Below are 15,922 nucleotides of genomic sequence, written 5' to 3'. Positions count from 1 at the left end.
TCAATGCGGAATACCGCCATGTTGGATACCTCCTTCCTTCGGTTTTGAAAAGTGTGCGTTTCGGTGGATTTTTGCCCCTGTATCACCGTCCCGCCTCCCATAAGGGAAAGAATATGGGCGGTTTCGCTTTTGCCGCCCACAGGCAAAAAAACAGGGGATTTCCCACCCGTATTCATACAGTTTCATGCACCCTCGGCAGGGCATAAAAAAACGCCACAGGTTTGTGTAGCCTATGGCGTTCCCCGGCAGATGGCCGGTCTGTATTCAGTTGTTCCCTTGAATTTTGAAAACTTACTCCTCGTTCTCCTCCATCCCCAGCCAATCCTCAAAAGATTTTCTGGAAATGCGGATCATGTTTCCAATCCGGATCGTCTGAAACTCGCCGGAGTTTGCGAGCTTATAGGCAGAGGATTTTCCAATGCCGAGAATAGCGGCTATGTCCTCCACGGTGTAGGTTCTGTTTTTCGGCGTCTGCTTTCCGCCCGATGCACTCATAATCTGACTCCTGTTTCTTGTCGGCATTTTGCCCATACCTGCCCGGTTTCCCTGATGAGAAAGGCCCTGTCAGACACCATTCCTGCTAAGAATTTGCTAATTTGACTTTCTGAACGCCCCGTCACGAGGCGGCATCACAGGGATTTTTATGCAGATTGACCAGTAACCAGGCAATACAATTTCGGATAAAACAACAAGGCAAATTATGAAACGGACGATGTACCAAGCGGCACGCCATACTCCTAAGCGGTAGGCCGGAGGTTCGAATCCTCTCAGGGACGCCATATTGCAAAAGCCAGGAAGCCTTCAGCAAGGCTTCCTGACTTTTTCGCGCGGATGCTGGCTTCCGGGTTATCGGTTCAGCAGCCACACGCCGAAGTTCAGATAGGCGGCGAAGGTAACCCACAGAAAGTAGGGTACCTGGAGCCATGCGGCCAGAGAATCTGTCCTGCGGAAAGACAGGATCATCCAGAGAATCAGCCCCCACAGCACCATCAGCCAGACAAAGGCTAGGCCAAAGCGCTGCAGGTTGAAGAACAGAAGGCTCCAGCAGAAGTTGAAGGCCAGCTGTACCAAAAAGAGCAGCAGGCTTCGGGAGCGGGCAGCGGATGGGGGGGAGAGATAGATCCGGGCTGCGCCGATCCCCATGAGTGCGAACAAAATGCCCCAGACAATGGGAAAGACGATGGCGGGAGGCGAGAGAGGCGGCTGCACGATGGCCTCCCCGTAGTGCTTTGCGCCGTCTCGGGTCAGCCAGCCGGAGAGTGCTCCCACTGCCTCCGTAAAAAGGATCCAGAATACATAGGGTTTCCACGGGAATTTTTTCACAGAGCATCACCTGAAAGTAGCGTATGTAGCCCTGGAGCATTCTATTCACACGTGAAAGTCGGCAGTAGCCTGCCGTCTGCACATCACGCTTTTTCAGAGCAGACGCCGGAGCAGCCGCCGCCGCTCTCCCGGGCCCGGCACACCAGCTGGGTCATGGTGCCCATGGGGCAGTAGACGCACCAGGTGCGGGGGCGGAAGAATACCATGGTCACAAGGCCCAGCACCGTAGAGGTGAGCATCACACTGTAAAAACCGAAGGCGAACTGCGCTACCCAGGGGGCCAGGATGGTTCCATGGTAGGCCCAGTACCAGGGGAGGCGGAAGGTCCACAGCAGGGTCACCGCCTGGCCCAGCTCCCGCTGCCCCGCAAAGACCAGGTAGGTGGTGAAGAGCATATTGATGAACATGGCCAGGAAGAAAATCAGGAAGCCGTACCGGAACACCTTGGAACTGATCCAGCGGGGCACCGGCAGACGCCGGCTGAGCCGGCTGCCCAGCAGCTCCAGCAGCTGGCCCCGGCCGCAGTAGCGGTTGCAGTAGCCCTTTTCCTTGCCGAAAATGGCCATGAGAAGCGGAATAAAGAAACACAAAAGGCCCAGCCAGGAAAAGAGAATGTTGAAAAATCCCAGGATCAGATAGGCGGCGGTGGCGATCCAGAGATAGTCGTACCAGTGGCGCTGTTTGGTCTTCATGCGGGTTCCTCCCTTGGAATGACGGTGATGATGGCGGCGGGACAGGCGGCAGCACAGCGGCCGCAGCCCACGCAGCGGGCAGCGTCCACAGCGGCATACAGCCCTTTGTGAACGGCGATGGCCCCCAGGGGGCAGGCCTTGACGCAGCATCCGCAGCCCACACAGCGGCGCTGCTCCACTTGGGCCAGTTTACGTGCCATTGCGATTCCTCCCTGCTTGCGGCAGATGCATTACCATACGCATTCCGCCCATAAAAAAGTACCGGGCGAGCCGCTCCGGCATCCCGGTCAACGAATGACCACAGGATACCAGAACCGGCCCGCCCGGTTCCGTGATAAAATCACCGTAAGCTGTCTTTGGCCAGCTTCTCCAGCACTTCCGGTGCCGTCAGCTCCACGCCGCCCCGGCTCAGGCGCACCAGCCCCTCCGTCTGGAAGTACTTGAGCATCCGAGTCACCACCTCCCGGGCGGTGCCCAGGTGCCGGGCCATCTGATCGTGGGTGAGGGGGAGGGAGGCACTGCCCTCCAGACGGCTCTCATCCAGCAAAAACGCCGCCAGGCGGCTGTCCATCTTCTTGCTGAGGATCTGATCCATCAGCCACATGACGTCGGAAAAGCGGGTGGCCATCAGCTCATTGGTGTAGTTGGCCACCGCCGCCGAAGTGCGCATCAGCTGTTCGTAAACAGGGGCGGGGATATGGAAGGCCTCCGTGTCCCGCTCCGCCGATACCTGTACGTCAAACTGGATGCCCCGCATGATGCAGGAGGCGGAAAAGAGGCACAGATCCCGGGGAAACAGCCGGTAGAGGGTCAGCTCCTTGCCCTCCTCCGTCAAAAGGTAAACCCGCAGCTGCCCCTGCGTGGGAAGGATCAGCCCCGCGCAGTCGCCGCCGCCCCCATAGACCATAGTGCCCTTTGGAAAATGCCGCACCGTGGCCTGGGAGTTCAGGGCCTGCTGTTGTTGGGGGGTAAGCTCCTTCCAAAAGGGGAGGTATGTGCCGATATCCATAGGGTGTCCGCCTTTCCGCAAATGATGATTCCATGATAATGCCCCGGCGGAGGGCTGTCAACCCGTTCCGCCGGGGCCGGAGTTCAGTTGCCGCACTCCATGGAGATGCGGTTGAAGATGGAGAGGATGTCGTCGATGGAGGTATTTTTCTTTTCCTCCCCCGCCCGGTCCAGCACCACATGGCCCCGGTCCATCATGAGGATCCGGTCGCCGTACTCCACAGCGTAGCGGAGGTTGTGGGTGACCATGATGGCGGTGAGCTGCTTTTGCCGCACCACCTTGTCGGTGAGGGCCATAATGATCTCGGCGGTCTTGGGATCCAGGGCGGCGGTGTGTTCGTCCAGGATCAGGAACTTCAGCGGCGTCATGGTGGCCATCAGTAGGGCGATGGCCTGGCGCTGGCCGCCGGAGAGGGCCCCCATGCGCACCTGGAGCTTATCCTCCAGCCCAAGGCCCAGGGAGGCCAGCTGTTCCCGGTAGGCCTCCACCCGGCGTTTGTCCACTGCCCGGGTGAGGCCGAAGGGCTTGCCCTTGTTGTCTGCCAGGGAGAGGTTCTCCAGCACCGTCAGGTTGGGGCAGGTGCCGGCTGCAGGGTCCTGGTATACCCGGCCCATGGAGGCGTAGCGCTGGTAGTCCTTGAGGCCCGCGATGCTTTTGCCGCCGATGAGGACGTCGCCGCCCTCAATGGGGATGGAGCCGCAGATGATGTTCAAAAGGGAGGTCTTGCCGGAGCCGTTGCTGCCTACTACCGCCACAAATTGCCCCTCCTCCACGGTGAGGGAGAAGTGGTCGAAGAGACACTGCTCCGTCAGGGAGCCCTGGTTATAGATCTTCGTAATATCCCGTACTTCAAGCATGGATGATCTCCTCTCCTTTCCGGCCGGAGGCCACCAGCACCAGCAAAAACAGCGCCGCCGTAATGAACTTCATCATGCTGGAGGGTACCAGCAGCATGGCCAGCTGGATGCACAGCTTGTAGAGAATGCTGCCCACGATGACAGCAGTGGTGCCCCGGGGGGTGGCGAAGAAGCGCAGGCCCTTCACGTCCCGGAGATGCCGGGCGGCGCCGGAGTTTTCATACCAGCGGAAGGCGGACACGCCGATGATGACGGCCGCCAGGCCGTACACCAGCTGTCCGGTGCCCATGGTAGCGGAGTAACTGCGAGTCTCGTGGCAGACGATGCACCCGCCCAGGGCCACCAGGGCGTTGGAGAGCATCAGACCCAGGATCTTCATATTGCCCCGGTCCCGGGCCAGGGTGGTCACCAGGGTGGCATTGTCGCCCACCGCCCGCAGCAGCAGCCCGGACTTGGTCTTGAAATAGGCGTCCAGCACCAGCTTCACCACGATCACCAGCACCAGCGAGACCACCAGCTTGCGGCCGGTGAGGGTCATATCTCCCAGCAGTCCCGTGGCCAGGGAGGAGGTGAAGATGGTGTCCGTGGCCCGGTCCACCGTCAGGTTGGACCCCGCCAGCAGCAGGTTCACCGAGTACAAAGCTGTCATAGTGATGATACCTGCCAGGAGGTTGCGCACCCGCAGCCGCACGTGGACAAAGCCGGTGATGAGCCCCGCCAGGGCACCCACCACCAGAGCGATGGGCAGCGTTGCCCAGGCGTTTACCCCCTGGGTCAGCAGCACGGCGGTTACGGCGGCTCCCAGGGGGAACGTGCCGTCCACACCCAGATCCGGAAAGTCCAGAATGGAATAGGTGATGTATACACCGAAGGACACCAGGGCGTAGATCAATCCCTGGAGCACGGTGCCGGAGAGCAACTCCACAAAATCCATAAAAATCCCTCATTTCGCCGCGGCGGGCGGCAAACATTGAAAATAAAACCGGTGTCCCCCGAAAGAGGCCGTTTTGGGGCGGCTTCCTCAGCGGACGGTGTTGCGCAGGGTACCGATCCCCTGGACGGTGCACTCCACCACGTCGCCGGGCTTGAGAAATTTCGGCGGGTCGAAGCCCATGCCCACTCCGGCGGGGGTGCCGGTGGAGAGGATGGTGCCCGGCAGCAGTGTCATGCCCCGGGAGAGCTCCTCCAGGGCCTGGCCGATGGAGGTGATGAACAGTGCCGTGTTGGAGTGCTGGCGCGTCTCGCCGTTGACGGCGGCGGAGATGTCCAGCGCCGGGGGATAGGCGATCTCGTCGGCCGTGACGATGCAGGGGCCTATGGGAGTGAAGCCGTCCAGGCTCTTGCCGAAGTACCACTGCTTGTGGCCGGTCTGCACATCCCGGGCGGAGACGTCGTTGAGAATGGTGTAGCCGAAGATGTAGTCCCCGGCGTCCTCCCCCCGGATATTCCGGGCGGTCTTTCCCAGGATCACCGCCAGCTCAGACTCATAGTCCAGCCGCTCCACCAGGTCAGTGTGGCTTTCGATGAAGCCCTCCGGCGCCACCGCCTCTGTTACCCGCTTGGAGAAGTACACCGCCACGGGCTTTTCCTTCTCAAAGGCTCCGGCGTCGTACTGGGCGGCCTCCCGGGCGTGGTCCAGGTAGTTCATTCCCAGGCAGATGACATCCTGCCGGGGACGGGGAATGGGGGCAAGCAGTTCCACTTCCTCCATGGGGATGGTCTCCGCTGCGGCGGCCGCGGAGCGCAGCTCCTCCAGGGAGGCGGTCTCAATGAGGGTGTTCATATCGGGATAGGGCAGGGGAGCCACGGCGGTGCCGTCCGCCGTCTGGACGCCCACATGCTCCGCGCCGCGGAGGCGGTAGGTGATGAGCTTCATAAAAAGTCTCCTTGATCAATGAAGATGGAAAAACGCGCCTGCGTGCCGCACAGACTGTGCGGCACGCGAAAGGCGGGATTGCGTTGCGGGAAGGTTATTCGGCGCACTCCTGAGCCTGGGAGGCGATGTCGTCGGGAACGGTGAGGCCCATGGCGGCGATGGCGTCGGAGTTGATGTAGAGGCCGTAGTTCTCGATGGTCTCATAGGGCATGTCAGCGCAGGTCGCTTCACCGGTGAGGACCTTGGCGGCCATCAGACCCGTCTGAATGCCCAGCTGCACGTAGTCGATGCCGGCGCCGGCCACGCAGCCCAGCTTCACCTGCTCCACCTCGGAGCCGTAGATGGGGATGCCGGCCTCGTTGGTCTTCTCCAGAATGGCGGAGAGGACGCCCACCACGTTGTTGTCCGTCAGGTTGGACAGGCAGTCCACACCGCGGGAGATGAGGGTGTCCGCCGCCTGGGTGACTTCCTCCTGAGCGGCCACGCCCACGGCGTCGATGGTGAAGCCATAGTCCCCGGCCAGCTCCTCATAGGTGCGGATGGCGGAGACGGAGTTGGGCTCGCTGGTGGTGTAGATGATGCCGATGGTGTCGGCGTCGGGCTGCAGGGCCCGGATCAGCTTCAGCTGGCCCTCCACCGGCAGGGCGTCGGAGGTGCCGGTGACGTTGCCGGAGTCCAGGTTGGCCTCCACGGGGTCGGTGATGGCGGTGAAGATCACGGGAATGTCCTTATCCTCGGCGGCGTTGTAGCAGGCCACGGCGGAGGGAGTGGCGATGCCCACCATCAGGTCCACGTCGGCGGCGGAGAAGGTCTGGCCGATCTGGGTGGTCATCTGGTTGTCAAAGTGGGCGTTCTCGTAGAGAACTTCCAGGTTCTCGCCCTCCACGATACCCGCCTGGGCCAGGCCCTCCAGGAAGCCCTCCCGGCAGTTGTCCAGGGAGCCGTGCTCGCCGTACTGGGAGATGCCGATCTTATAGGTGGCGGACTCGCCGCCGCTTTCGGCGGAGGTTTCGCTGCTGCTGGAGCTACCGCAGGCGGTGAGGCCCAGGACCAGGGTGAGGGTGAGGATGGCGGCGATGAGATTCTTCAAAGTTTTCATGGTGTTCTCTCCAATCATATCAGATATTTTATCAAAGGGGAAGCTGTCGCGCAGTCTGGAAACATCAGCTGAGGCGCCGCCATCGCTTCGTATATAATTTCATAGAGAACGCTCCTTTCCGGACAATAAAAAAAGTCCCGTCCCAAGATTGGGACAAGACTGAAATCCTGCGGTACCACCCAAGTTGACGCATAGCGCCCGCTCGTTCCACGGACGATCATCCGTGCCGCCTGGATAACGGGTGCGGATCCCGTCAGCAGCTACTGAGCCGATGGCTGTTCGCTCTGCCCTCGCAAGTCCATTCCCCGAACCGTTCTCTGCCGCGATCCCACCATCCGCAGCTCTCTGAAAGGTGACCGAAACGGGTACTCCTCTTGCTCATCGGTTTTGCTTGATTGTTTGCATTATATGCGGCGGCGGGGGAAATGTCAACCCCTATCCGGAAAATTTGCGTTTTTTATTTAAACAGATAAAGAACAAAAGAAAAATTCTGGGGCCATTGTGGAAAATGGCCCCAGAATGGGTACGAATTGCCTTTTTAGGAGAGCAGCATCTTGTCGTCGGCTTCGCCGGAGCCGCTGATCCCAGCCGGCTTCGCCGACCGGAAGCCCTGGATGGAACCAACCGGGGCGAAGTGAATCCGCCCCGGTTCAAGGGTTTGCCTCCGGCAAACCGCTTGCACGCGCCAAAAGGCGCGCCTGCGCGAGGCGCAGTCAGGTCAGCGGCTTAGGAGAGCAGCATCTTGTCGTCGGCTTCATCGGAGCCGCTGACCTTGCTGAACAGGGCCAGCAGGTCGGGCACCGTCAGCTTCTTCTTGTCCTCGCCGGACACGTCGATGACGATGTGGCCGTCGTACATCATGATAAGGCGGTTACCATGGACGATGGCGTCTTTCATGTTGTGGGTCACCATCATGGTGGTCAGATGGTTTTCCTCCACGATCTGGTCGGAGAGGGAGAGCACCTTGGCGGCAGTCTTGGGATCCAGAGCGGCGGTGTGCTCGTCCAGCAGCAGCAGCTTGGGCTTTTTCAAGGAGGCCATCAGCAGCGTCAGCGCCTGGCGCTGACCGCCGGAGAGCAGACCAACCTTGCTGGTGAGGCGATCCTCCAGGCCCAGGTCCAGCCGACGGAGCATCTCCCGGTACTGGGCCCGCTCCGCCTTGGTGATGCCCCAGCCCAGGCCCCGGCGCTCTCCGCGGCGGGCGGCCAGAGCCAGGTTTTCCTCGATCTGCATGGTGGGGGCGGTGCCCATCATGGGATCCTGGAACACACGGCCGATGAAGGCGGCCCGCTTGTGCTCCGGCAGGCGGGTGACGTCGGTTCCGTCGATGAGGATGGAGCCGCTGTCCACCATCCAGGTGCCTGCCACGGCGTTGAGCATGGTGGACTTGCCGGCGCCGTTGCCGCCGATGACGGTGACGAAGTCCCCGTCGTTGAGGGTGAGGTTCAGCCCCGTCAGGGCCCTTTTCTCATTGACGGTGCCGGGATTGAAGGTCTTGCAGATGTTTTTCAGTTCAAGCATCCTGGCTGCCTCCCTTCTGATCGTCTGCCGCCGCAGCGGAGATGGCCTTGGCCCGGGGGCGGAAGACCTTGCCCTTCCAGTTGGGGATGGTCAGGAAGATGGCCACGATCAAGGCGGTGATGAGCTTCATGTCGTTGGTGTTGAGACCCAGCCAGATGACCACCTGGCACACCAGGTAGTAGAGGATGGAGCCGATAGCCACGGCGAAGAGCTTCAGGGCGAAGTTCCGGAAGAGCTTGCCGAAGATCACCTCGCCGATGATGACGGCGGCCAGGCCGATGACGATGGCGCCCCGGCCCATGTTCACGTCCGCAAAGCCCTGGTACTGGGCCAGCAGCGCGGAAGAGAGGGCCACCAGGCCGTTGGAGATCATCAGGCCCAGCACCGTGGTGAAGCTGGTGTTGATGCCCTGGGCCCGGGACATGTTGGGGTTGGAGCCGGTGGCCCGCAGAGAGGCGCCCAGCTCCGTGCCGAAGAACCAGTAGAGAAGCGCGATGATGAGGGCCACAAACACGGCGGAGATGAAGATGGGGTTCTCCAGGCTCACCACGGAGACGTTCTGCTGGTTCACCAGCAGGTCGTACTCCCGGGAACTGACGGGCTGGTTGGACTGCCCCATGATCCTGAGGTTCACCGAGTAAAGGGCCAGCTGGGTGAGAATGCCTGCCAGAATGGCGGGAATGCCGCATACGGTGTGGAAAAAGCCGGTGACAAAGCCGGCGGCCATGCCCGCCAGGAACGACCCCAGCAGGGCCAGCGGCATGGAGACGCCGGCCATGGTCAGCATGATGAACGTGGCGCCGCCGGTGGCCATGGTGCCGTCCACCGTCAGATCCGCTACATCCAGAATGCGGAACGTCAGGTAGACGCCGATGGCCATAATGCCCCAGATGAGGCCCTGGGCCGCAACGCCCGGCAGGGCGTTGACCAGGTGCATGATATTCAAGTGAAATTCCTCCCTGTTGCCCTGACACGCCGTCGGGGCCGTTGTGTAAATGGATAACCAAAAGGCATCATAGCAAAAAGCGGCGGAAAAGAAAAGGTTTTCCGCCGCCTTTTGTCGCTTTTTTTAAAAATCAGCCTCAGCCGATGGCCTCATAGCCCTCGGGAGCCGTCAGGCCCAGGGCATCGCACATGTCGGGGTTGTACTTCTTGGTGAACTGGGGCGCGTACTCGATCTCCATCTCGGCGGGATCGGCACCGTTGACCAGGATCTCATAGGCCATCTTGCCGGTGGCATAGCCGATGTCATAGTAGCTGATGGTCAGAGTGGCCACGCCGCAGCCGGAGCAGATGCCTTCCTCGCCCGCGATGATGGGGGTGGCGGAGGACTGGGCGATGTTGCCGATCAGCTCGGCGTTGGTGGCGGCAGTGTTGTCAGTGGGGATGTAGAGAACGTCGCTCTGGGCGCAGGCGTTGGTGGCCACGGCAGAGAGGTCGTTGGAGTCAGAGAAGGAGTAGGGGGTGCAGGTGTAGCCCATCTCCTCCAGGTAGCCCTGGACGGTCTCTACCTGATAGAGGCTGTTGGGCTCGGCGGAGCAGTAGAGAAGGCCCACGTTCTTGGCGTCGGGGAACCACTCCTGCAGCATGGCGGCCTGCTGATCCAGAGGAGCCAGGTCGGAAGTGCCGGAGACATTCATGCCGGTGGTGCCGGTGAAGCCGTCAATGCCCAGGGCCACGCCGTACTCGGTGATGGAGGTGCCCAGGATGGGGATGGTGGTGGTGGCGGCGGCAGCGGACTGCAGGGCGGTGGTGCCGTTGGCCATGATGAGATCCACACCGGAGGAGACGAAGCTGCCCACAATGGTGGAGCAGTTGGCCGCCTCACCGGAGGCGTTCTGGACCTCCACGGAGGCCTGGTCGCCGAAGAGCTCGGCTACGGCGTCCTGGAAGCCCTGGGTGGCGGCGTCCAGCGCCTCATGCTGCATCTGCTGGATCACGCCGATGGTGTAGGTCTGGCCCTCAGAGTCGGAGCCTTCGGTGTCGGTGGTTTCGGTTTCGGTGGTGCCTCCGCAGGCGGCCAGGCTCAGAACCATGGCGGCGGAGAGCAAACATGCAAAGAGCTTCTTTTTCATCACAATTCTCCTTTTCTCATGGAAGTTGCGGGGGAAATCAAAAAAGCGGCCCTGTCCGAAAACAGAGCCGCTCTTCTTACAAAGGAAAGCGGGAAATCATCTGTTAGCCGGACGGGATTGCGTTTGTGCACGGTAATAGCGGCCCGCAAAGCGGACCTTGGTAAAGCGGTAAGAACCCAGGGTGCGGCTGCGGAAGATCATCATGGCGTGTGCTCCTTTCCGCCGGTTCCTCCGGCTGTAGATTTCTTTTACAACATACAGCTTTAAAGAGATAAAGTCAACTGTCATTTTCACCAAAATGGCGGCATAGAAACCGGGGGAATGTGGAAAAATGCGGAAGCTGCGGGTTAAAGTCCCAGCCTGACCGTGCCGTTGACAGGGGGTTGGGGCGGTGTTATAGTGGGAAAAAATTGCGGATAAGACGGCACGGCGTGTGCCGTCTGAGGAGGTTGCAATGGATCATTTTGAGAAGATCTCCGCCCGGCTGGAGGAGTTGGGCCTGGATGGCATGCTGGTCACCGGGGAGGCCAACCGCTTCTACGCCTCCGGCTTCCACAGCGCCGGCACCGACGGCGTGGCGCTGGTGACCCGGAAAGGCGCCTATTATATGACGGATTCCCGCTACACGGAGGCGGCGGGCCGCTGCGTCCGGGCGGAGCTGCTGGAGACCGGTGCCGGACGGGGCTACGGTGTGCTGACGGAGGAGATCGTACAAAAGGAGGGCATTCGCCGCCTGGGCTTTGAGGATGCCTATATGACCGTCCGGGAGCGGGAGGCCTACGGAAAGGCCCTCTCCTGTGAGCTGGTGCCTGCCACGGACCTTTTGTGGCAGCTGCGGACGGTGAAGGATCCGGAGGAGCTGGAGGCCATGATCGCCGCCCAGCGGATCGCCGAACAGGCCTTTGCGCAGATCCTGGGGGAGATCCGCCCGGGCGTCACGGAAAAGGAGATCGCCGCCCGGCTGCAGTACCTGATGCTCCACCTGGGGGCGGAGAACATGTCCTTTGACCCGGTGGTGGTGTCCGGCCCCAACGGGAGCCTCCCCCACGGGGTGCCCTCGGAGCGGGCGGTGCAGGCCGGCGAGTTTGTCACCATGGACTTCGGCTGTATCTACCACGGGTACTGCTCCGACATGACCCGCACCGTGGCGGTGGGCCATGTGACGGAGGAGATGCGCCGGGTGTACGACACGGTGCTCTCCGCCCAGAAGGCGGGCATTGCCGCCGCCCGGGGCGGAGCCACAGGACGGGCGGTGGACGGCGCCGCCCGGGACATCATTGAGCAGGCGGGCTACGGGGCCTATTTCGGCCACAGCTTCGGTCACGGCGTGGGCGTGGAGATCCACGAGGCCCCCAACGCCACGCCGGGCAATGACAAGCCCCTGCCGGTGGGAGCGGTGATCTCCGCGGAGCCGGGCATCTACCTGCCGGGACGGCTGGGGGTGCGCATCGAGGATGTGGTGGTGCTGACGGAGGGGGGCTGCACCGACATTACCCTGGCCCCCAAGGAACTGATGATTTTGTAAGACCGGGAAGCCGGGGCGCAGGCGGATGCCTGTGCCCCGGCTCCTTTGTCCCCTATCGGCAGCAATCGATTGCCGCAATCGTTTACCGGATAATTAACGGAAATTGTGCGGCAAAATTACCAAATTACGGAGCTTTTGCGCAACAAATTCGCAAGGCTGGCGATTGACAAAGCCGCCCCAGGGCAGCATAATATCATACGGAAAAAACAAGATCGAAAGGGATGAGGGTCATCCCGGGAGAGGAAGAGGATATGGATACCATTTACATCACCGGACACCGGAACCCGGACACGGATTCCGTGATTTCCGCCATGGCATACGCGGCGCTGAAAAATGCTCTGGGAGACCGGCGCTACAAGGCCGCCCGTCTGGGGCAGATCAGCGATGAGACTCAGATTGTGCTGGACCGCTTCGGCTTCCAGCCGCCGCGGCTTTTGACCGACGTGCGTACCCAGGTGCGGGATCTGGACTACGACACGCCCCCCACGCTCTCTCCCGCCGCCACCATCAGCCGGGGCTGGCAGACCATGCAGAAGGAGCGGATCTCCGCCCTGCCGGTCACCAATGAGGACGGCACCCTGTACGGCATGCTCTCTGCCGGAGACGTGGCGAACTACGATATGTCTTCTGTCCGCAATCCCCAGGTGGGGGAGGTGCCGGTCTACAACCTGCTGTCGGTGCTGGAGGGCAAGATCCTCAACGAGGACGGCCAGATCCGGGACATGCTCTCCGGCGAGGTCATCATCGCCCTGCCGGCCAGCCGGGAGAATCTGGTGTCCTTTGACGAAAACAGCATCGTCATCTGCGGCGATCAGCCGGATATGATCCGCCGGGCCCTGGAGAAGAAGGTCAGCTGCGTCATCGTCTGCCAGGCGGAGGTGTCGCCGGAGCTGGTGGCCACAGACGGGGAGACGTGCATCATCTCCACGCCCTTTGACGCCTACCGGGCGGTGCGGCTCATCTGCCACGCCCTGCCCATCTCCAGCATCTGCAAGAGCAAGGACCTGGTGTGCTTCCATCTGGACGACTACATCGACGACGTCAAGGACGCTGTGCTGGAAAGCCGCTTCCGGGCCTACCCCATCCTGGATGAGGAGGAGCGGGTGGTGGGCACGCTGTCCCGCTTCCATCTGCTGCGTCCCCGCCGCAAGCGGGTGGTGCTGATGGACCACAACGAGCGGGCCCAGTCCGTCCACGGACTGGAGCAGGCGGAGATCCTGGAGATCGTGGACCACCACCGCCTGGCGGACATCGAGACCAGCAACCCCATCTATGTGCGCAACGAACCTGTGGGCTCCACCACCACCATCGTGGCGGGCATGTATCAGGAAAAGGGCCTCATGCCCACCGCAAAGATGGCGGGACTTATGGCCTCGGCCATCGTGTCGGATACCGTCATGTTCAAATCCCCCACCTGCACCCGGCGGGATATCGATGTGGCCACCCGGATGGCCAAGATCGCCAATGTCTCCCTGGAGGATCTGGGCAAGGCCATCTTCTCCGCCACCAGCGGGGACGACAAGAGCGTGGAGGCCATGCTGGGTACGGACTACAAGGAGTTCCACATCGCCGGCCACACCCTGGCGGTGAGCCAGATCACCTGCATGGATTCCGACCGGCTCCTCAAGCGCAAGGAGGAGTTCCTGGCGGCCATGGAGAAAAACCGCAAGGCCCGGGGATTGGAGATGGTGGTGCTGATGATCACCGACGTGCTGCTGGAGGGCACGCAGCTGATCTTCACCGGCAACGAAGAGCCCATCCGCCAGGCCTTCAATCTGAAAAACGCCGAAAACTCTGCCTTTTTGCCCAAGGTGATGTCCCGAAAAAAGCAGGTCATTCCCACCCTCTCCGCCATGTGGGGCTGAGAGGGATCAAACCAAAAGAACCCCCGGAGACGCATGCACGTCTCCGGGGGTTTATTGTGCGCTTATCGTCCCATCAGGGCCTGGGAGAGCAGATCCAGCAGGGCTGCCAGATCCTGGGCGGTGGGCTCCGGGACGGGGTGGTCTTCTTTCATGGGGCACCTCACCAGCTGCGGCGGGCATAGCACCGGATGGACACGGGAATGGACACGGCGGTGAGCACCAGGGCTGCCGGGACGATGAGCCACACGGGAGCCGGAAGGGCCCCGGAATAGTTCTCTGTGATGCCGCCCAAGGCACCGGCAGAGCCGCACACCAGGAAGATCAGAAAAAACATGAGGAGCCGGCCCCGCTCCACCCCGAAGCGGAAGATCAGCGGCAGAGTGATGGCCATGATGGCGATGCAGGCAAAAAAGGACACCAGCAGAGAAGAGGGATAAACATGGCTGTCCAGGAACAGGGAGAAGATCTCCTGGAGCACCAGAGAGATGCCGCAGGCTGCCGCCCCGGCGATCCAGCCCAGCACGTAGCGGCTGAGCACCAGCTGCCGGGTGGAGTAGGGCATCATGGCCGCCAGCTGATCCCATTTGCTGCGCTCGTCATAGGCAATGCAGGAATAGGGGAGCATAGCGGCATAGGCCACGGCAAAGACGGTGTTGTACCCGCCGGGAATGGCGGAGAACACCAGAATGATGACCAAAAAGGCCTTCAGCTGTTTCCACAGCAGGTAGAAATCCTTCATCAGCAGTGCGCTCATGCTTCCTTTGCTCCTTTCACCATAAAGAGGATGACATCCTCCACCGTGGGCCGCTCCAGCGTCAGCGTGGCGGGCACCCGATCCCGTTTCACCAGACATTTGACAGCGCCGTAAGCGCCGTTCTCCCGGCCCACCACGGCCTCCGGATCCAGGCTCTCCGCCTGGTCGGCGGTGCCGGTAAAGAGGGCATACTCCTCCAGCAGGGCGTCCTTTTCCGCGCAGAAGAGCAGCTGCCCCTGGTGCAAAAAGGCGATGTAGTCGCACAGCTTCTCCAGATCCGAGAGAATGTGGGAGGAGATGAGGATGGAGTGGTCCTCAGAGCGGGTAAAGTCGTTGAAGAGCTCCAGCACTTCGTCCCGGACGATGGGATCCAGGCCGGCGGTGGCCTCGTCCAGCACCAGGAGCTTGGGGTCGTGGGAGAGGGCCACGGCGATGGCCAGCTTCATGCGCATGCCCCGGGAGTAGTCCTTGAATTGCTTTTTCTCCGGCAGGTCGAACCGGCGGAGAAAGTCCTGGTAGGTTTGATCATTCCAGCGGCGGTAGGTCTTTGCCATCACCCGGCCTACCTGCCGGGCGCTGAGAACCTCGGGAAAATAGGCTTCGTCCATCACCACGCCGATGTCCTCCTTCACTGCCCGGAAGGCCGGGGCGGACACGTCCGTTCCCAGAACGGAGGCGGCGCCGCTGTCAGGCCGCAGGGCCCCCATGAGAAGGCGGATGGTGGTGGATTTTCCGGCACCGTTTTCACCCACCAGGCCGCAGATGGTGCCCTGGGGCACCGCCAGGCTCAGGTCCCGGATGGCAAAGGAGCCGAAGCGCTTGTTGATGTGGGACAGTTCAATGGCATTCATAGATCCGTATCCTCCTCGGTGAGTATGCGCAGCATCTCCGAGAGCTCTTCCCGGGAGACGCCGCAGCTTCTGGCCAGGGCGGCGGCGGCGCGGAGGTGGTCCTCCAGTTCCCGCTGCTGCTGCTCCCGCACCAGGTCCAGATTTTTCTCCGCCACAAAGCAGCCCTTTCCGGCTACCGTGTAGAGAAAACCGTCCGCCTCCAGCTCGTCATAGGCCCGCTTGGTGGTGATGACGGAAATCTTCAGATCCTTGGCCAGAGCCCGGATGGAGGGCAGGGCCTCCCCCGGGGAGAGCTTCCCGGCGATGATCTGGGCTTTGATCTGGGAGCTGATCTGCTCGTAGATAGGTTGGTTGGTGGTGTTTCGGATAATGAGTTCCATGGAAATCCCCCGTTCGTACTGTACATGTACAGTATATACAGTATGCACAGTTTGTCAAGGGGGTTCCGTGAATTTCCCAAAAAATTCTTTTGTGG

18 protein-coding genes and 1 other annotated feature are annotated in these 15,922 nt (G+C 61.3%); of the genes, 3 read left to right on the top strand and 15 right to left on the bottom strand.

Annotated features, from left to right (window positions below):
* Positions 1-206 (top strand): hypothetical protein (locus tag ACT67G_RS03110; protein WP_443662959.1); only part of this gene is annotated, 206 nt, incomplete at its 5' end.
* 85 nt (positions 207-291) lie between these two features.
* Here the strand turns inward: ACT67G_RS03110 and ACT67G_RS03105 are convergent.
* The 12 genes from ACT67G_RS03105 to ACT67G_RS03050 all read right to left on the bottom strand — a co-directional run bounded on the left by ACT67G_RS03105 (position 292) and on the right by ACT67G_RS03050 (position 10,452).
* On the bottom strand, positions 292-495 hold the full coding sequence (locus ACT67G_RS03105) for a helix-turn-helix domain-containing protein (RefSeq protein WP_087235317.1): 204 nt from the start codon (positions 493-495) through the stop codon (positions 292-294).
* Between the two features lie 351 nt (positions 496-846).
* A complete protein-coding gene (locus tag ACT67G_RS03100; RefSeq protein ID WP_326214881.1) occupies positions 847-1,323 on the bottom strand; it encodes a TspO/MBR family protein in 477 nt (158 codons plus the stop codon).
* 83 nt (positions 1,324-1,406) lie between these two features.
* Complete coding sequence (locus ACT67G_RS03095; protein WP_443662958.1) at positions 1,407-2,015, bottom strand: 4Fe-4S binding protein; 609 nt, start codon at positions 2,013-2,015, stop codon at positions 1,407-1,409.
* On the bottom strand, positions 2,012-2,215 hold the full coding sequence (locus tag ACT67G_RS03090) for a 4Fe-4S dicluster domain-containing protein (protein ID WP_325245356.1): 204 nt from the start codon (positions 2,213-2,215) through the stop codon (positions 2,012-2,014). Before ACT67G_RS03090 ends, ACT67G_RS03095 begins: the two co-directional genes overlap by 4 nt.
* Before the next feature lie 140 nt (positions 2,216-2,355).
* The gene (locus ACT67G_RS03085; RefSeq protein ID WP_443662957.1) at positions 2,356-3,024 is read right to left on the bottom strand and encodes a Crp/Fnr family transcriptional regulator; all 669 of its coding nucleotides are present in this window, start codon (positions 3,022-3,024) and stop codon (positions 2,356-2,358) included.
* An 83-nt stretch (positions 3,025-3,107) separates the two neighbouring features.
* The gene (locus ACT67G_RS03080) at positions 3,108-3,881 is read right to left on the bottom strand and encodes an ABC transporter ATP-binding protein (RefSeq protein WP_325245352.1); all 774 of its coding nucleotides are present in this window, start codon (positions 3,879-3,881) and stop codon (positions 3,108-3,110) included.
* On the bottom strand, positions 3,874-4,815 hold the full coding sequence (locus ACT67G_RS03075; RefSeq protein WP_325245350.1) for an ABC transporter permease: 942 nt from the start codon (positions 4,813-4,815) through the stop codon (positions 3,874-3,876). Before ACT67G_RS03075 ends, ACT67G_RS03080 begins: the two co-directional genes overlap by 8 nt.
* 87 nt (positions 4,816-4,902) lie before the next feature.
* A complete protein-coding gene (locus tag ACT67G_RS03070) occupies positions 4,903-5,757 on the bottom strand; it encodes a fumarylacetoacetate hydrolase family protein (protein ID WP_443662956.1) in 855 nt (284 codons plus the stop codon).
* 94 nt (positions 5,758-5,851) lie between these two features.
* Positions 5,852-6,856, bottom strand: coding sequence for an ABC transporter substrate-binding protein (locus ACT67G_RS03065; RefSeq protein WP_443662955.1), 1,005 nt, complete (start codon positions 6,854-6,856; stop codon positions 5,852-5,854).
* Between the two features lie 146 nt (positions 6,857-7,002).
* Positions 7,003-7,247: a binding site (T-box leader), on the bottom strand.
* 335 nt (positions 7,248-7,582) lie between these two features.
* Positions 7,583-8,377: an ABC transporter ATP-binding protein gene (locus ACT67G_RS03060; protein ID WP_325245344.1), complete on the bottom strand. Its 795-nt coding sequence runs from the start codon at positions 8,375-8,377 to the stop codon at positions 7,583-7,585.
* Positions 8,370-9,314 carry an ABC transporter permease gene (locus ACT67G_RS03055; RefSeq protein ID WP_443662961.1) on the bottom strand — a complete coding sequence of 315 codons (945 nt, stop codon included), beginning with the start codon at positions 9,312-9,314 and terminating at the stop codon, positions 8,370-8,372. Before ACT67G_RS03055 ends, ACT67G_RS03060 begins: the two co-directional genes overlap by 8 nt.
* A 145-nt stretch (positions 9,315-9,459) precedes the next feature.
* On the bottom strand, positions 9,460-10,452 hold the full coding sequence (locus tag ACT67G_RS03050; RefSeq protein ID WP_326214887.1) for an ABC transporter substrate-binding protein: 993 nt from the start codon (positions 10,450-10,452) through the stop codon (positions 9,460-9,462).
* Positions 10,453-10,906: 454 nt separating this feature from the next.
* On the opposite strand from ACT67G_RS03050, the gene ACT67G_RS03045 reads away from it, so the two are divergent.
* Together ACT67G_RS03045 and ACT67G_RS03040 are read left to right on the top strand one after the other, a co-directional pair.
* Positions 10,907-11,977, top strand: a complete 1,071-nt coding sequence (locus tag ACT67G_RS03045; protein WP_443662954.1) for a M24 family metallopeptidase — start codon at positions 10,907-10,909, stop codon at positions 11,975-11,977.
* A 251-nt stretch (positions 11,978-12,228) separates the two neighbouring features.
* Positions 12,229-13,842, top strand: coding sequence for a putative manganese-dependent inorganic diphosphatase (locus ACT67G_RS03040; RefSeq protein ID WP_443662953.1), 1,614 nt, complete (start codon positions 12,229-12,231; stop codon positions 13,840-13,842).
* Between the two features lie 160 nt (positions 13,843-14,002).
* Here the strand turns inward: ACT67G_RS03040 and ACT67G_RS03035 are convergent, their stop codons facing one another.
* From ACT67G_RS03035 to ACT67G_RS03025, 3 genes are read right to left on the bottom strand one after another with little or no spacing between them, the layout of a single operon-like run.
* Entirely contained in the window at positions 14,003-14,596 is a 594-nt protein-coding gene (locus tag ACT67G_RS03035; RefSeq protein WP_443662952.1) for an ABC-2 transporter permease, read from the bottom strand.
* Positions 14,593-15,447, bottom strand: a complete 855-nt coding sequence (locus ACT67G_RS03030; RefSeq protein ID WP_326214891.1) for an ABC transporter ATP-binding protein — start codon at positions 15,445-15,447, stop codon at positions 14,593-14,595. The genes ACT67G_RS03035 and ACT67G_RS03030 overlap by 4 nt, the downstream gene beginning before the upstream one ends.
* Entirely contained in the window at positions 15,444-15,827 is a 384-nt protein-coding gene (locus ACT67G_RS03025) for a GntR family transcriptional regulator (RefSeq protein ID WP_325247424.1), read from the bottom strand. The genes ACT67G_RS03030 and ACT67G_RS03025 overlap by 4 nt, the downstream gene beginning before the upstream one ends.
* Between the last annotated feature and the right edge of the window lie 95 nt (positions 15,828-15,922).

The organism is Dysosmobacter sp. (assembly GCF_052306735.1).
Lineage (GTDB): Bacteria > Bacillota > Clostridia > Oscillospirales > Oscillospiraceae > Oscillibacter.
Note: the sequence above shows the minus strand (reverse complement) of the source record. Positions and strands in the feature narration are given on the sequence as shown.

Bases quoted from the DNA above. Each gene is read 5' to 3' on its own strand.
- ACT67G_RS03105 (WP_087235317.1), bottom strand. From the start codon at position 495: ATGAGTGCATCGGGCGGAAAGCAGACGCCGAAAAACAGAACCTACACC.
- ACT67G_RS03095 (WP_443662958.1), bottom strand. From the start codon at position 2,015: ATGAAGACCAAACAGCGCCACTGGTACGACTATCTCTGGATCGCCACC.
- ACT67G_RS03090 (WP_325245356.1), bottom strand. From the start codon at position 2,215: ATGGCACGTAAACTGGCCCAAGTGGAGCAGCGCCGCTGTGTGGGCTGC.
- ACT67G_RS03085 (WP_443662957.1), bottom strand. From the start codon at position 3,024: ATGGATATCGGCACATACCTCCCCTTTTGGAAGGAGCTTACCCCCCAA.
- ACT67G_RS03080 (WP_325245352.1), bottom strand. From the start codon at position 3,881: ATGCTTGAAGTACGGGATATTACGAAGATCTATAACCAGGGCTCCCTG.
- ACT67G_RS03075 (WP_325245350.1), bottom strand. From the start codon at position 4,815: ATGGATTTTGTGGAGTTGCTCTCCGGCACCGTGCTCCAGGGATTGATC.
- ACT67G_RS03070 (WP_443662956.1), bottom strand. From the start codon at position 5,757: ATGAAGCTCATCACCTACCGCCTCCGCGGCGCGGAGCATGTGGGCGTC.
- ACT67G_RS03065 (WP_443662955.1), bottom strand. From the start codon at position 6,856: ATGAAAACTTTGAAGAATCTCATCGCCGCCATCCTCACCCTCACCCTG.
- ACT67G_RS03060 (WP_325245344.1), bottom strand. From the start codon at position 8,377: ATGCTTGAACTGAAAAACATCTGCAAGACCTTCAATCCCGGCACCGTC.
- ACT67G_RS03055 (WP_443662961.1), bottom strand. From the start codon at position 9,314: ATGCACCTGGTCAACGCCCTGCCGGGCGTTGCGGCCCAGGGCCTCATC.
- ACT67G_RS03050 (WP_326214887.1), bottom strand. From the start codon at position 10,452: ATGAAAAAGAAGCTCTTTGCATGTTTGCTCTCCGCCGCCATGGTTCTG.
- ACT67G_RS03045 (WP_443662954.1), top strand. From the start codon at position 10,907: ATGGATCATTTTGAGAAGATCTCCGCCCGGCTGGAGGAGTTGGGCCTG.
- ACT67G_RS03040 (WP_443662953.1), top strand. From the start codon at position 12,229: ATGGATACCATTTACATCACCGGACACCGGAACCCGGACACGGATTCC.
- ACT67G_RS03035 (WP_443662952.1), bottom strand. From the start codon at position 14,596: ATGAGCGCACTGCTGATGAAGGATTTCTACCTGCTGTGGAAACAGCTG.
- ACT67G_RS03030 (WP_326214891.1), bottom strand. From the start codon at position 15,447: ATGAATGCCATTGAACTGTCCCACATCAACAAGCGCTTCGGCTCCTTT.
- ACT67G_RS03025 (WP_325247424.1), bottom strand. From the start codon at position 15,827: ATGGAACTCATTATCCGAAACACCACCAACCAACCTATCTACGAGCAG.